10 protein-coding genes are annotated in these 12,208 nt (G+C 61.9%); 5 read left to right on the top strand and 5 right to left on the bottom strand.

Annotation, left to right across the window (positions count from 1 at the left end; all coding sequences use genetic code 11):
* Positions 1–90: 90 nt before the first annotated feature.
* From DJ564_RS17085 to DJ564_RS17100, 4 genes are all read right to left on the bottom strand, one after another.
* Complete coding sequence (locus DJ564_RS17085; RefSeq protein ID WP_109631730.1) at positions 91–1,284, bottom strand: acetyl-CoA C-acyltransferase; 1,194 nt, start codon at positions 1,282–1,284, stop codon at positions 91–93.
* Positions 1,285–1,296: 12 nt separating this feature from the next.
* Entirely contained in the window at positions 1,297–2,058 is a 762-nt protein-coding gene (locus DJ564_RS17090; protein ID WP_109631732.1) for an SDR family NAD(P)-dependent oxidoreductase, read from the bottom strand.
* A gap of 15 nt (positions 2,059–2,073) precedes the next feature.
* Positions 2,074–3,738, bottom strand: coding sequence for an AMP-binding protein (locus DJ564_RS17095; protein ID WP_109631735.1), 1,665 nt, complete (start codon positions 3,736–3,738; stop codon positions 2,074–2,076).
* Between the two features lie 192 nt (positions 3,739–3,930).
* Positions 3,931–4,947 carry an AraC family transcriptional regulator gene (locus DJ564_RS17100; protein ID WP_109631738.1) on the bottom strand — a complete coding sequence of 339 codons (1,017 nt, stop codon included), beginning with the start codon at positions 4,945–4,947 and terminating at the stop codon, positions 3,931–3,933.
* 302 nt (positions 4,948–5,249) lie between these two features.
* On the opposite strand from DJ564_RS17100, the gene efeU reads away from it, so the two are divergent.
* The 5 genes from efeU (at position 5,250) to DJ564_RS17130 (ending at position 10,832) form a co-directional block, all read left to right on the top strand.
* Complete coding sequence (gene efeU, locus DJ564_RS17110) at positions 5,250–6,089, top strand: iron uptake transporter permease EfeU (RefSeq protein WP_109631741.1); 840 nt, start codon at positions 5,250–5,252, stop codon at positions 6,087–6,089.
* Between the two features lie 8 nt (positions 6,090–6,097).
* Positions 6,098–7,297, top strand: a complete 1,200-nt coding sequence (gene efeO / locus DJ564_RS17115) for an iron uptake system protein EfeO (protein WP_109631743.1) — start codon at positions 6,098–6,100, stop codon at positions 7,295–7,297.
* A gap of 17 nt (positions 7,298–7,314) precedes the next feature.
* Positions 7,315–8,613, top strand: a complete 1,299-nt coding sequence (efeB, locus tag DJ564_RS17120) for an iron uptake transporter deferrochelatase/peroxidase subunit (protein ID WP_109631746.1) — start codon at positions 7,315–7,317, stop codon at positions 8,611–8,613.
* 24 nt (positions 8,614–8,637) lie between these two features.
* A complete protein-coding gene (efeO, locus tag DJ564_RS17125) occupies positions 8,638–9,468 on the top strand; it encodes an iron uptake system protein EfeO (RefSeq protein ID WP_109631749.1) in 831 nt (276 codons plus the stop codon).
* 194 nt (positions 9,469–9,662) lie between these two features.
* Positions 9,663–10,832 (top strand): MFS transporter, encoded by a 1,170-nt coding sequence (locus DJ564_RS17130; protein WP_109631752.1) that lies wholly within the window; start codon positions 9,663–9,665, stop codon positions 10,830–10,832.
* A gap of 3 nt (positions 10,833–10,835) precedes the next feature.
* Here DJ564_RS17130 and pssA read toward each other — a convergent pair whose 3' ends face one another.
* On the bottom strand, positions 10,836–12,179 hold the full coding sequence (pssA, locus tag DJ564_RS17135) for a CDP-diacylglycerol--serine O-phosphatidyltransferase (protein WP_109631754.1): 1,344 nt from the start codon (positions 12,177–12,179) through the stop codon (positions 10,836–10,838).
* Positions 12,180–12,208 lie beyond the last annotated feature (29 nt).

The raw sequence follows: 12,208 nt of genomic DNA on the forward strand, positions 1-12,208 counted from the left end.
GCGGCCCCAAGAATCTGCGAGCGCTGCGCACTCGAACGGGGGCAAGCCCCCTCGCCACAAAGCCCGCTCCCACAGGGGCTTGCGTCAGCCTTAGTAGAGGCATTCCACCGCCATGGCCGTGGCTTCACCGCCGCCGATGCAGATCGCTGCAACGCCGCGTTTCAGGCCTTTCTGGCGCAGGGCCGAGAGCAAGGTCACGAGGATCCGCGCACCAGACGCACCAATCGGGTGGCCCAAGGCGCAAGCGCCGCCGTGGACGTTGATTTTCTCGTGGGGGATTTCCAGTTTGGTCATGGTCACGAGGCTGACGACGGCGAACGCTTCGTTGACTTCGAACAACTCGACGTCATCCACGGACCAGCCGGTTTTCTTCAGCAGCTTCTTGATCGCACCCACCGGCGCCACCGGGAACAGGCCCGGGGTGTCGGCAAACGCGGCGTGGCCGTGAATCACTGCCAGCGGTTTCAGACCTTGTTTCTGTGCTTCGGACCGGCGCATCAGCACCAGCGCCGCCGCACCGTCGGAGATCGAACTGGAGTTGGCCGCCGTCACCGTGCCGCCCTCGCGGAACGCCGGTTTCAGCGAAGTGATCTTGTCCAGCTTGGCTTTTGGCGGCTGTTCGTCGTTGCTGATCAGCACCTGTTCTTTGCCGACGGTCACCGTGATCGGCACGATCTCGTCCTTGAAGTTGCCATCCTTGATCGCCTGCTGTGCGCGGGTGGTCGAGGCGATGGCAAACGCGTCCTGGGCTTCGCGGCTGAAACCGTTGGTTTCGGCGCAATCCTCGGCGAAGGTGCCCATCAGGCGGCCCTTGTCGTAGGCGTCTTCGAGGCCGTCGAGGAACATCGAATCGAGCACGCGGCCATGGCCCATGCGGTAACCGCTACGGGCGCGGTCCAGCAGGTACGGCGCGTTGGACATGCTTTCCATGCCGCCCGCAACGACCACGTCGGCGCTGCCGGCGACGAGCATGTCGTGGGCCAGAATCGCCGCTTCCATGCCCGAGCCGCACATCTTGTTCAGCGTGGTGCAGCGGGTCGATTTATCCAGCCCCGCGCCCAACGCGGCCTGGCGCGCCGGTGCCTGGCCGAGACCGGCGGGCAGTACGCAGCCAAACAGCACTTCTTCGACCGATTCAGGGGCGATACCGGCGCGTTCGACCGCTGCACGAATCGCAGCGGCACCGAGTTGCGGTGCGGTCAGGCTTTTCAGTTCGCCCTGAAAACCGCCCATCGGAGTGCGGACGGCGCTGACGATAACAATAGGATCGTTGGAAGTAGTCATGACAAATCCTCCTTATTTGGCGGCCATGCGCAAGGCACCGTCGAGACGGATCACCTCGCCATTGAGCATGCTGTTTTCAATGATATGCCTGACCAGCGCGGCATACTCGTCCGGTTTGCCCAGGCGCGGCGGAAATGGCACGCCGGCCGCCAGGGAGGCGCGGACTTCCGGGGTCATGCCGGCCATCATCGGGGTTTCGAAAATGCCCGGGGCGATGGTCATCACGCGGATGCCGAAGCGCGCCAGTTCACGGGCGGCGGGCAAGGTCAGGCTGACGATCGCGCCTTTGGACGCTGCATAAGCCGCCTGACCGATCTGGCCATCGTACGCGGCCGCCGATGCGGTGTTGATGATCACGCCGCGCTCGCCGTCGGCATCCGCTTCGGTTTCGGCGATGGCCGCCGACGCCAGACGCAGCATGTTGAAGCTGCCGATCAGGTTGACGTTGATCACCTGGCTGAAACTGGCCAGCGCGTGCGGGCCGTTCTTGCCGAGGATCTTCTCGCCCCGCACGATGCCGGCGCAGTTGACCAGACCGTTGAGGCCGCCAAAGGCTTTTACCGTCGCTTGCACGGCAGCTTCGGCGGCAGCTTCGTCGCTGATGTCCGCCACCACGCTTTGCGCACCGAGACGTTCAGCCTGTGCCGCAACGGCCTCGGCGTTCATGTCCACCAGCATCACTTTCGCGCCCGCTGCGACCAGCATTTCAGCGGTGGCCGCACCGAGGCCCGACGCACCGCCGGTGACGAGAAAAACCTTGTTTTCGATCTGCATCATTGTTTCCTTGATTCAAGCTGAAACGTTCTTCGCGGCGGCCTCTTGAGCCTTTGCGATTTCCTGGTTGCGCAAGATAAAGCGCTGCAATTTGCCGCTTGGGGTTTTCGGCAACTCGCTGACAAATTCGATTTCACGCGGGTACGAATGCGCCGCCAGACGCTTGCGCACGTGTTGGCGCAGTTCTTCGGCCAGTTCCGGCGTCGCGCGGTATTGCTCACAAATCACCACGAAGGCTTTCACCAGTTCGGTACGCTCCGGATCGGGTTTGCCGACGACGGCGGCTTCGATCACGGCCGGGTGTTCGATCAGCGCACTTTCCACGTCGAACGGGCCAACGCGGTAACCGGAGGTGGTAATCACGTCATCGCTGCGGCCGACGAAGCTGATGCTGCCGTCCGGGTTCCACTCGACGGTGTCACCGCTCAGGTAATAGTTGCCGACGAACGCTTTGGTTGGCGCGCCTTCGTAACCGGCGAACCAGCACATCGGTGACTGGGTACGGTCGATGGCGAGGATGCCGGGCTGACCGACGCCGAGTTCCTTGTATTCGTCGTCGAGCACCACGATGCGGTGACCCGGCGAGGCGAAACCGGCGGCGCCCATGTGGATCGGGTGTTCCAGGCCGTGGTGATTGCACAGGACCATGCCCAGTTCGGTCTGCCCGTAGTGGTCGTGAATGACCACGCCGAGGTTGTCGGCGAACCAGCGGATCACTTCCGGATTCAGCGGCTCGCCGGCGCTGCTGACAATGCGCAGTTTGCCCTTGATCGATTTGGCGAATTCATCGCCGCCGGCAATCAGCAAGCGGTAGGCCGTCGGGGAACCGGTGAGGTTAGTGATGCGGTATTTGTTGATGACCCGGCAGGTGCTTTCGAGGGTGAACGGGCCGTCGTAAAAGGTGATCGGATGCCCCATCGCCATCGGCCCGGTAACGCCGAAATAGATGCCGTAGGCCCAGCCCGGATCGGCCACGTTCCAGAACGCGTCTTCGGGGCGCAGGTCTACGGCGTCGCGGGTGTAGCTTTCGAAGGCGACGATGGCCTTGAGCGGCACCGACAAGGCTTTCGACGGGCCGGTGGTGCCCGAGGTGAACATCAGCAGGAACGGGTCTTCGCCGGTCAGCAGCACCGGTTCGCACTCGGCGGAGTAATTGGCCAGTTCGGCCCAGAAACTGTAATCGCCACGGACAATGCCTTGGCCTTTCGCACCGCCGACGGTGACGATGGTCGGGCAGTCAGCAACTTCAGCGAGTTTGGGGCGGTTGACCGCGTCGGTGACCACCACTTTGGCGCCGGAGCTACTGAGACGGTGCTCGATGGCTTTCGGGCCGAAGGCGGTGAACAGCGGCTGATAGACCGCGCCGATGCGCCAGGTCGCGAAGACGGTGATCAATAATTCAATGTTGCGTGGCAAGAGGCCGGCGACCTTGTCGCCCCTCTTCACGCCTTGGGCCAGGAGGAAATTGGCAAAACGCGCGGCCTTGTCCTGCAGGTCGCTGAAGGTGTACGTCGCGCTGGCGCCGTCGCGGCCTTCCCAGAACAGCGCAATGCGCCCCGGCAAGGCATGCCGGTCGCAACACTCGACGCAGGCGTTGAGGGCAGTCAAATCACCGGCAAGAGCGGCGTCGACGGTGTGCTGATAATTGAACTGTGACGTGGCAGACAAGTAATCGCGCATTGCCAGAATCCCTCTGTATTTTTGTTAGGTTGGGGGAACCGTAAAAACCACAGAAATACTCGCCCCGCGCGGTGATCGGGGCAATGGTCAAAGCTATCAAGTTGTCTGACTGGTTTGGCCAAGGTTCAAGAGGTGGGTTGCCTTTCCGGGCCTGCTCGCGATGGCGTCAGCCCTGTCAACACAGAATCCGGATCAGTGTGCTTCGTTGAGGATCAAGCTCCGGTAATGCCCCGGATTCGACCCCGACCACTTGCGAAACGCCTTGTAGAACGAACTCGCATCCGCAAACCCCAACCGCGCAGCGATTTCGGCGAAGCTGATGTGCGGCTCGGCCAGCCACACAATCGCCAATTCCTTGCGCACGCTGTCCTTGAGCCCTTGATAAGTCTGCCCTTCTTCCGCCAGCCGCCGGCGCAAGGTCGAGGCCGACATGCACAGTTGTTGCGCCAGCGGTTCAGTCTCCGGCCACTGTTCGGCAGGCAACTGCCGCAGATCATGCTTGATCCGGCTCGCCAGGCTTTCCGGGTCGCGGTACTTGACCAGAATATTCGCCGGCGCATGGGCCAGGAACCGCTTGAGCTCTTCCGGGCTGCGCTTGATCGGCAGGTCCAGGCAATCGGCCGAGAAAATCATCCGCGTGCGAGGCCGATCGAATCGCAGGTTCTCGGAGAACATCACCTGATAGTCATCGCAGAAATCCGGCTCCGGGCAGCGCAGTTCGATGGCCAGAATCGGTATACGTCGCCCGGCCAACCAACAGGCGACACCATGCACGATCATCCAGTAAGTGAAATAGGTAAAGGCGCGGCGCGGGTCCTGGTCGTCTTCCAGCAACACGATCTCCGCCAGGCTTTGCTGATGAACCAACTGCGCGGGCATGCGTTCGAGCATCAACGACAGAAAACTCAGGCCTGAGGTCAGGCCGGCCGCCAGGCTCGGCTGGATCATCGAGCTGCGACAGAGAAACTCAAGGCTGCCGGACTTGAGCTTGCGCGGGTCCATGCCAAAAAACTCGTCATCCCCGCGCCGGGCGAGCAAGCGCCATAGCCGCGCATAGGCAGTGGCCGGGACCCGGGCATCGGTGGTGTGCAGCAGCGCCGGATCGATGCCGACCTTGTTCAACACCTCGTCGGTGGCGGCTCCAGGGGCGCAGCTTTGCAACAGGGCTTCGCGCACCAGTTGAATGGCGATGGTGTCTTTTTCCGACATTGAGCGAGGTGGGCCTTGTTCTTGTTTGAGTGCCGGCATATTAGCGCAGCCGTCAGTTCAATGCAGATCCCATGGACAGCCAAAATCCCTGTGGGAGCGGGCTTGCCCGCGATGACGGCTGCATATTCAAAATAAATGTCGACTGACACTCCGCCATCGCGGGCAAGCCCGCTCCCACAGGGATTAGTGTGATCTTCAGAGTTGTTCAGGTTAGGTTCAGGTAAATGCCAATGAATGCCATTTGGGAATTAGTGTCATTATGTTACAAATTAGCACCCTATCTAATTTCGCGACGGTGCTGAATGCTTGTCCCTTTTTTGATCATGCTGCGCGAAGGCATTGAAGCTGCATTGATCGTTGGCATCATCGCCAGCTACCTCAAGCAGACAGGCCGTGGCCAGTGGATGCCCGCGGTGTGGATCGGCGTGTTCCTCGCCGTTGCGCTGGCCCTGCTGGTGGGCGGTGGTCTGGAACTGGTGAGCGCCGAGTTCCCGCAGAAACAACAGGAACTGTTTGAAGGCGTGGTCGGCCTGGTGGCCGTCGGCATTCTCAGCTCGATGGTGTTCTGGATGCGCAAAGTGGCGCGTTCGATCAAGCACTCGCTGCACGTCTCCCTCGATCACGCGCTGACCGGCTCCAAACATCAGGTGACCGCGCTGATCGCCATGGTGTTTTTCGCCGTGGCCCGCGAGGGTCTGGAAACGGTGTTCTTCCTGCTCGCGGTGTTCCAGCAGAGCGAAGGCCCGGCAGCGCCGATTGGCGCCCTCCTCGGCCTGATCCTTGCGGTCATCGTCGGGTTCCTCATTTACACCGGCAGCATGCGCTTGAACCTCGGCGCATTCTTCCGCTGGACCGGTCTGTTCATCCTGGTGGTCGCGGCCGGCATTCTCGCCAACTCGGTGCAGGCGCTGCATGAGGCCGGGGTGTGGAATCACCTGCAAACCGTGCTCTTCGATTTCAGTGCGACGCTGCCGATGGACGGCCCGGTAGGTTCGGTGCTGGCCGGCATGTTCGGTTACCAGGACGCGCCGACGGTCAGCACCCTCGGGGCCTATCTGATTTACCTGGTAGTGGCGCTGGTGATGTTTTTTCTCCCTGCGCCCGCACTCGCTGAACAACCCTCTTCCGTTTCCAGCCAGTAAGGGCACCCATGCCAAATCAAGCCCCTCTCCAGGCCTTGCCTCCCCGCGCCTTGCGCTGGGCGGTGGCCGGTTCGGTGATCGTGATGATCGCCGCCGGTGGCCTGTTCTACTACGCCTCGAAAATGGCCGCCGCCAAGCGCCAGACCAACCATGATGAAGTGCTGGTGACCATTCACTCGCACAGCTGTGAGCCGAATGCGCTGACCGTTCCGGCGGGCCGCGCCAGTTTCCGTATCGTCAATCGCTCGGATCGGGCCGTTGAATGGGAAATCCTCGACGGCGTGCTGGTGGTCGAAGAACGGGAGAACATCGCGCCGGGCCTGAGTCAGGTCATCAACGCCAACCTGCTTCCCGGCGACTACGCGATCACCTGTGGACTGCTGAGCAACCCGCGCGGCACTTTGCACGTGACCCCGACCGCCGCTTCCGACGCGGCGGCCAAGGCCAAACCGTCGATGGTCGCGTTCGTGGGGCCGTTGTCGGAATTCCGCGTGTACCTGAGCAGCCAGGGCAGCGCACTGATCAAAGCCGTCGCCGCCCTTGAGCAAGCCATCGCGGCCGGTGACCTGAGCCAGGCACAAGCGCTGTATGTGCCTGCCCGCGCGGCCTATCAACGGATCGCGCCGGCTGCCCAGCGTCTGGCCGAGCTGGACAACGCGATCAACGCCCGCGCCGATTACTTCGAGAAACGCGAGCAGGACCCGGCCTTCAGCGGTTTCCACCGGATCGAATACGCGCTGTTCCAGCAACGCAACCTCGACGGCTTGACGCCGGTTGCCCAGCGCATGAGCAACGACGTCACCACGCTTAAGCAGCAACTGCTCGCCCAGTCGCTGCCACCGGAGCAACTGGTGAGCATTGTCGTGCGCGATCTCAACAGCCTCTCCGATGTGCGCGCCAGCAGCGGCGAAGAAGAGCGCTACAGCCACATCGACCTGAACGGTTTTGCCGCCAACCTCTTTGCTGCGCGCAAAGTCGTCGACCTGTTGCGCCCGTTGTTGACCAAGTCTGCCGCCGAGTTGCTGCCCAAGATCGACGGTGCGATCACCGCGCTCGATGCCGAACTTAATGGCCTGAAGGTCAAGGACGGCTACGCGACCTATGACACGGTCACCGCCGAACAGTGCAAACAGATCGCCGACAAGACCAAGGCCCTGGCCGACGCACTCGACGCCATCGATCCCGCCCTCGGCCTCTCCGGCCTTTAAGCAGAAGACTCAAAACGATGAACGATTCAGAACACTTCAACCTCCAGCGTCGCCGGGTATTGATGGGCATGGGCGCCGCCGGTGTCGCGCTGGCAGGCTCCGCACTGAGTTGCCCGGCGATGGCCGCGAGCCCCGCGCAAGTCACCGAGGCGCCGAGCAGCGACAAGACCGAAGACCGCCACGCGTTCCACGGCCAGCACCAGACCGGCATCGTTACCCCGCGTCCGGCGTCCGGCATGTTGGTCTCGTTCGACGTGTTGGCCAGTGATCGCGAGGACCTGGAGCGGCTGTTCCGCACCCTCAACGAGCGCATCGCGTTCCTGATGCAGGGCGGCCCGGTGGCGCAAGTCGATCCGAAACTGCCGCCGGTGGATTCAGGAATCCTCGGCCCGGTGGTCACGCCGGACAACCTGACCATCACCGTGTCGGTGGGCGAATCGCTGTTCGACGAGCGCTTCGGCCTGGCCGCAGCCAAACCGAAACGGCTGATGCGCATGGTCGGTTTCCCCAACGATGCACTGGAAGCCGATTGCTGCCACGGCGACCTGAGTTTGCAGTTCTGCGCCAACACCACCGACACCAACATCCACGCCCTGCGCGACATCGTGAAAAACCTGCCGGACCTGCTGCTGGTGCGCTGGAAACAGGAAGGCAGCGTGCCGCCACAGGCGCCGACGAAACCCGGTGTACCGGCGCAGAGCGCACGCAATTTCCTGGGTTTTCGCGACGGCTCGGCGAACCCCGATTCCAACGACGCCAAGGCCATGGACAGCATTGTCTGGGTGCAACCGGGCAGCGACGAACCGGCGTGGGCGGCCAATGGCAGCTACCAGGCGGTGCGGATTATCCGCAACTTCGTCGAGCGCTGGGACCGCACACCCTTGCAGGAACAGGAAAGCATCCTCGGGCGCATTAAAAGCACGGGCGCGCCCATGGGCGGCGAACATGAAACCCAGCTCCCGGACTATGCCAAGGACCCGGAAGGCAAGCTGACCAAGCTCGACGCGCACATCCGCCTCGCCAACCCGCGCACCGCCGCGACCCAGGCCAACCTGATCCTGCGCCGGCCGTTCAACTACTCCAACGGGGTGAACAAAAACGGGCAGCTGGACATGGGCTTGCTGTTCATCTGCTACCAGGCCGATCTGGAAAAAGGCTTCATCACCGTGCAGACCCGACTCAACGGCGAGCCGTTGGAGGAATACCTCAAGCCCGTCGGCGGCGGTTACTTCTTCACCCTGCCGGGTGTGACGAGCGACAAGGACTTCATCGGTCGCTCGCTGCTTGACGCTACCTCACCCAAAACAAACACCTGATCAACCCCCACACGGAACCGTCCCATGAAAAAGTCGCCACTCGCGTTATTGCTGACCCTTGGCTTGCTCAATACCCCGCTTTCGGCTTTCGCGGCGACGGTGACGGCGCCGTTGGAGCTGGTGCAGCCGATTTCCGATTACAAAATCTACGTCACCGAGCAACTGGATGAGTTGGCCAGCCACACCCAGCAGTTCACCGATGCCGTGAAAATAGGTGACCTGGCCACCGCCAGGAAACTCTACGCGCCGACCCGGGTTTACTACGAGTCGATCGAGCCGATTGCCGAGCTGTTCAGTGACCTCGATGCGTCCATCGACTCTCGTGTCGATGACCACGAAAAAGGCGTGAAAGCCGAAGACTTCACCGGTTTCCACCGCATCGAGTATTCGCTGTTCTCGGAGAACAGCACCAAGGGCCTCAATGAACTGGCCGATGGCTTGAACAAAGACGTCAAAGACCTGCAAACCCGCGTGGTCGGCCTGACCTTCCCACCTGAGAAAGTGGTAGGCGGTGCTGCTGCGCTGCTGGAAGAAGTGGCGGCCACCAAGATCTCCGGTGAAGAAGACCGCTACAGCCACACCGACCTGTACGACTTCCAGGGCAACATCGACGGCGCGAAGAAAATCGTCGACCTGTTCCGTCCGCAGATCGAGAAGCAGGACGCGGCGTTTATTGCCAAGGTCGACAAGAACTTCGCCAGCGTGAACAAGATTCTGGCCAAGTACAAAACCAAAGACGGTGGGTTTGAGACGTATGACAAGGTGAAGGAAAACGACCGCAAAGCGTTGGTTGGGCCGGTGAATACGTTGGCTGAGGATTTGTCGACGTTGCGTGGGAAGCTGGGTTTGAACTGATTTTTTTGTAGCGTCTGAGCGGGCCTCTTCGCGAGCAAGCCCGCTCCCACAAGGGGTTTGTATCGTTCACAATTTCAGTGTCGGAGCGGGCTTGCTCGCGAAGGCATTATCACTGCCGCCGATATTCCTCCTGCCAAGCACACAACCCGCGCTAACATCCCCCGCCAATAACAAAAGCTCACGGAAGACTCACCATGACCACCCCTGCCTTCGACCTGCGCCCACTCATGGTCGCCAACATGGCCTGTTCCATGTCGATGATGGCGTTCGTCTCCCTGATCGGGCCGATCGCCCGGGTGTTGGGCCTGGCCACCTGGCAGGCCGGCGCGGCGGTGACGGTGTCCGGGGTGATCTGGATGTTGCTCGCCCGTCCGTGGGGCCAGGCCAGTGACCGCTATGGCCGGAGACGGATTCTGCTGGTCGCCACGGCCGGCCTCACCCTTGCTTACTGGGCCTTGTGCCTGTTCATCGACGCCTCGCTGCGGTTTCTGCCGTCGGCGCTGCTGGGGTTTATCGGGTTGATGATCGGACGCGGCCTGATCGGCGTGTTCTATGCCGCGATTCCGGTGGGTGGCAACGCGTTGATCGCCGATAACATCGAGCCGCAACACCGAGCCAAAGCCATGGCTGCCTTGGGCGCGGCCAACGCCTGCGGCCTGGTGATCGGACCGGCGATTGCGGCCTTGTTGTCGCGCTTCAGCCTGAGCTTGCCGTTCTATGCCATGGCGGTCCTGCCGTTGCTGGCGTTCGTGGTGCTGCACTACAAGCTCAAGGGGCAGGAACTGCACCTGCGGCAAGCGCCGCGCAAGGTTCATCTGAACGATCCACGGCTACGCCGCCCGATGGCCGTCGCGTTCGTGGCGATGCTCTGTGTGTCGATTGCGCAGATCACCGTCGGTTTTTTCGCCCTCGACCGTCTCGGCATGAGCCCGGCCGATGCCGCGCAAACCGCTGGCATTGCCTTGACCATGGTCGGTTTCGCGTTGATCTGTTCGCAACTGGTGGTGCGCCGGCTCGAATGGCCGCCGCTGCGGCTCATCCGCGCGGGCGCGCTGGTGGCGGCCGTGGGCTTTGCCGGCAGCATCCTGGCGGATACAGCATGGGGGTTGTGGCTGTGCTTTTTCGTGTCGGCGGGCGGGATGGGCCTGATCTTTCCGTCGTTCGCCGCACTGGCGGCCAACGCGGTCGATGCCTCGGAACAAGGCGCCACCGCCGGCTCCATTGGTGCCGCGCAGGGCTTTGGCGTGGTTATCGGGCCGCTGGCCGCGACGTTGATCTACGACATCGAACCGCGCCTGCCCTATCTGGTCGCCGCTGCGCTGTTGCTGTTGGTGGCCCTATGGCCACAACCCCGGCAACACTGAGCCTTACAGAATGCGATAGAGCAACCGCTCGATCCGTACCCGGCTGACGCGCTTGAGGAACTTGGCCACCGCCGCCGGGTATTCCAGCAGCGTCTCCAGATCCTGATAACGCTGGATGCGCGTGGTGTTCTGGAAAATCTCGCCCAGTTCTTTACTGCGCGGTTCCAGCAGTTCGCCTTTCGGGTCGTCGATCAACAGCGCGTTTTCCAGGTCAAGACGGAACGCCCGTGGATTGAGGTTATTGCCGGTCAACAAGGTGTAGCGCTTGTCGATCCACATGCCTTTGAGGTGATAGGTGTTGTCGCCATCCTTCCACAAATGCAGGTTCAGCTTGCCGCTGTCGATGCTGTGCTGATGGCGTTTGGCGAAGCGTCGCAGGCTGATCTCGTAGAGATACGGCAGCGCCGCGATCACCTTGAATGGCTCGCTTGGCGGGATGTAGAAGTCGTTGGCGGTCTTGTCACCGACCACGATGTCAATCTTCACGCCACGGCCCAGGGCCCGGTTGATTTCCCGGGTCACCGCCAGCGGCAGGTTGAAGTACGGGGTGCAGATGGTCAACTGATGCTGAGCGCTGGCGATCAGTTCGCAGATCACCCGACTCAACGGGTTGTTCTTGCCCACACCGAGCAACGGACTCACCGACAAACCGCCCTTCGCGGTACTGCCGGCCGTGGTGTCGTACGCCGCGTGCTTGAGGCGGCTGCGTAAATCGCCAATGTCGTTGCGCAGGCTGCGGGTGGTCGGCAGGTTCGGCAGGTCGAGGCGATGCACCGCTTTGGAGGCGACCAGACCGTGCTGGATCAAGTGCTGCATGGAATCAGCCAATGCGGAGTTCCGCAGCAGGTGATAACGGTCGTAGCGGTACTTGTCGAATTTGTGCAGGTAAACGTTGTTCAGGCTCGCGCCGCTGTAGATCACGCAGTCGTCGATCACGAAGCCTTTCAAATGCAGCACGCCAAACAGCTCGCGGGTTTGCACCGGCACGCCGTAAACCGGCACAACACTTTCGTGGGTGCGCGTCGCCTCTTGATACCAGGCGGAGTTGCCCGGCTGCTTGCCGGCACCGATCAAGCCGCGCTGAGCGCGCAGCCAGTCCACCACCACGACCACGTCCAGTTCTGGACGCGCCAGTTTGGCGGCGTGCAAGGCATCAAGGATTTCCTGACCGGCCTCGTCCTGCTGCAAATACAACGCGACGATGTAGATGCGCTGGGTGGCGCTGGCGATTTTTTCCAGCAGGCAACGACGGAACTCGGCAGCGCCGGAAAGAATGGTGACGGCATCGGCGGTCAGCGGAAAACTGCGCAGTTTAGGCAGCAGAGAGCGTTTGAAAAGCGACGGCATAGGGCTCGCAAAGGGTCAATTCCGAAGAG

Origin of the sequence: Pseudomonas sp. 31-12 (genome assembly GCF_003151075.1) — a bacterium.
Taxonomy (GTDB): Bacteria; Pseudomonadota; Gammaproteobacteria; order Pseudomonadales; family Pseudomonadaceae; genus Aquipseudomonas.